This is a genomic window from Thermogutta sp., assembly GCF_014359955.1.
GTDB lineage: Bacteria > Planctomycetota > Planctomycetia > Pirellulales > Thermoguttaceae > Thermogutta.
Map to the genome: position 1 here is coordinate 1 of NZ_JACIYL010000561.1, position 2,979 is coordinate 2,979.

General features: G+C 55.4%; 4 protein-coding genes. All 4 read right to left on the minus strand.

What is annotated here, in order from left to right:
- Positions 1-546: hypothetical protein (locus tag H5U08_RS14395; RefSeq protein ID WP_297034501.1), on the minus strand; the 546-nt coding region annotated here is incomplete at its 3' end.
- 237 nt (positions 547-783) lie between these two features.
- Entirely contained in the window at positions 784-1,593 is an 810-nt protein-coding gene (locus tag H5U08_RS14400; RefSeq protein WP_297034504.1) for an inositol monophosphatase family protein, read from the minus strand.
- 162 nt (positions 1,594-1,755) lie between these two features.
- Positions 1,756-2,535 carry a methyltransferase domain-containing protein gene (locus H5U08_RS14405; protein WP_297034506.1) on the minus strand — a complete coding sequence of 260 codons (780 nt, stop codon included), beginning with the start codon at positions 2,533-2,535 and terminating at the stop codon, positions 1,756-1,758.
- Positions 2,536-2,627: 92 nt separating this feature from the next.
- Positions 2,628-2,979: aminotransferase class V-fold PLP-dependent enzyme (locus H5U08_RS14410; protein ID WP_297034508.1), on the minus strand; the 352-nt coding region annotated here is incomplete at its 5' end.

Here is a 2,979-nt window from a genome sequence, read left to right on the forward strand (position 1 = left end):
GAGATAAAGCGGACCAGACTTGTGGCGGACGAAGAAAATCGTGTCCTTCTTAAGCGCTGCAATCGCATTAAGATCGCCGTCATTGGCATAGACCAGCAAGACGTCCGCACTCTGGACATCCTCCATGCCGCTCAACTGTCGCGCATCCTTCGTCGCGGTGAGAGGAGCAAACTCCACAGGAAAGTCTGCGGAGGCTTGAAGCTGCTTCAGTTCTTCCCGGATTCGCGCAACCTCCTGACTTGCCGCTTCTTCGGTTTGAATACCACCCCAGGGACGCCAACTCGTCTGGGGACGCCGTTGATAAACGCGGTACAGGAAAACGGGTTTTACCTTCAAGGGTTGTCGTGGAGGAGGCATGGGCAGATCGGGGGCCTGAGCGGCGAGGCTGCCCCAGCTCAAACCTGAGAGGAGAGTCGAGCCGATTGCCGCGCTTCCCAGAAAAGCCCGCCGCGTGAGAGTGGCCAGGCTGCTCAGACTGCTGGTCTCATGACATGGGCAGCAACGGGGACCAACCTTTCCCGCTAGACAGTTGTGTTCCAACGCCATGGCTCACACCTCCCGGAAAAATCGTTGAACTTTCTCCTCTGATTTTCAAACCCGTATCCCGTTCCCAGACCGCCTCCGTTATATCGCGAGCCCAAGCGTGCTGCAACTCAGCGGGACGACGCGCGTTCTCCGTCGTCACACCGGGAGGGGAAAACCGGTATTGCCTTCCCGGGGAGGGGAGAGAATAGCGAAGCAAGTGCTCCAGAGCGATCCGGGCATGGAACCCGAAGGAGATAATCAGGAGTGAGATCCCACTGTTCGGAGAAACTCCTCAAGTAACCCACGATTGGCCGCCGCGACGTACGGGCCACCCCTTACACCCAGCGGCTTGCCCTGGAGGTTGGTCACTACTCCACCGGCTTCCTCAATCAGAAGGCTTCCGGCGGCGACGTCCCAGGCTTTGGTGGTCAGAGCCCATGACACATCGAAGCGTCCTGCCGCCAGGTAAGCCATGTTCAGCGCAGCCGAGCCTGTCCGCCGCAAGGAAAGGCAGTGGACCGCGGATTGCACCATCCAGCGAACGTCCGCTGACTCGGGCGTCACCCGAGGCGGAAGGCCAATCGAAATCAGGGCCTCCCCAAGGGTCGCCACCGAACTCACGCGGATGGGCTTCCCGTTCAAATAGGCACCGCCGCCCCGCACCGCGGTGAAGCGTTCATTCAGCATGGGATCCAGAACCACACCCACAAGAATCTCATTCTTGCATGCTAGAGCCAATGAGATCGAAAAAAAAGGCACACCATGAACGTAGTTGGTGGTGCCGTCCAGAGGATCGAGAATCCAGAAGTACGTACTGTCTTGCTCTGCTGGAAAGTCACCTCCTTCCTCGCCGAGGAAACCGTGGTCGGGAAACTCCCTCCGAATCGTCTCACACACCACTCGCTGCGATTCGGTATCAGCCTCCGTCACAAAATCCGCATCTCCTTTGAGCCTCGCCTCGACACGACCGAATTTATCTCGCAAAACCTCGGCTGCAAGATCCACAGCTCTGTTCGCGACATCCAGGAAATGTTCCAGCTCCTTCGGTTGCACACTCAGAGGTTCCATATTTTTTAAGAATCCTCCTCTCATTCATTGATCACAACTATCGCCACTACTGAGTAAATTGAATCATTTTTAAACGCGATGCACGGAAATACTACCGCAGGTGTGATGCGGTCGCGCCATCGCAAAGATTGACTACGTAGGAGTTGGAAACCGGTTGGCCACCTAGACTGCACGCAGCACAAATACCACGTCTTCTGTCTGATCATCCACAACGATCGGGTCGTCAATGCGGTAGGCAAAGTCGTAGGTGGCCGCCACCTCCCATCCTCCGGCTTTTTTCAATAGTCGCAAAAACTGGTGACGGTCGTAGGTGCGGAAAATGAATTCGTCAGCAATCCGAAAGCTATGGCTGGGAGTATAAATATCGAATTGGAGATAAACTCGTTCTTTACGATGCTCCCGATCGAGGCTGATCGTCTTCATCCAGGAATTAACCTGAAGGTGCCCCTTGCGTGCCACCCAGGCCTCCTCCGTGCAGGTCGGCGGCCGATTGGGAGTAAGGTGAAACCCAAGGACATACAGCCCTCCCTTTCGAATGGCCTGCCGCATGCACTGAAAATGAGAAACGGCTGCCCGGTCATCCGGTAAATGGCGAAAGCTATTGATGGTGTTAAAGGCGGCATCAAATTTCCGTTTCACGCGGAAGTTTGTCATATCCCCAACCCAAACCGTTGAGGGATAACCATACCGATTGAGACGTTTATTGCAAAATGCCACGGCTCTGGGATTGATATCCAGGCCTGCCACATCAAATCCCTGGCGTGCTAAACGGATGAGAAGGCGGCCGGTCCCGCATGCCGGCTCGAACACGCGCCGGACGGGAATTCGCGCGTAACGTTCAAAGCAGGCTCGCAAGAATTTGATTTCTGCCTGACAATCTGCACCGAATAAAACGTCATAATACTTGGGATAGTCGTAAATATTGCCACGAATGGTTTCCATTGAAGATAGTCTCGTTGCACTTTTGTGCCGTCGTCACACAATACCCGTCGGGCCCGGTTTCGACGGGAAGTCGTTCAGGTGGGGAACATCGGCTAATCAAGCTCTCGCATCGCGGCGAGGACCCGATGCACCTCATCTTTGGTATTGTAATGCACCATCGAGAGGCGCAGCAGGCCCTCAGGTTCCAGGCCCAATCTCTCCGTTAAAGGAAGCGCATAGAAATTCCCGTGCCAGACGAAGATTCCCCTGGTCGCAAGGAATTCAGCCAACTCACGCGGAGAAAAGCGTGCGTGGGTGATGGCAATGGTCGGCAAGCGCTGGTGGAATCTTTCTTGCTCTGTGATTCCCCAGATTCGCACGTCAGGCAACTGCTGAAGTCCTTCGATCATTTCCCTGACCAGCATTTCTTCGTGAGCCTGGATGGCCCGGAAACAAGCGTCGAGG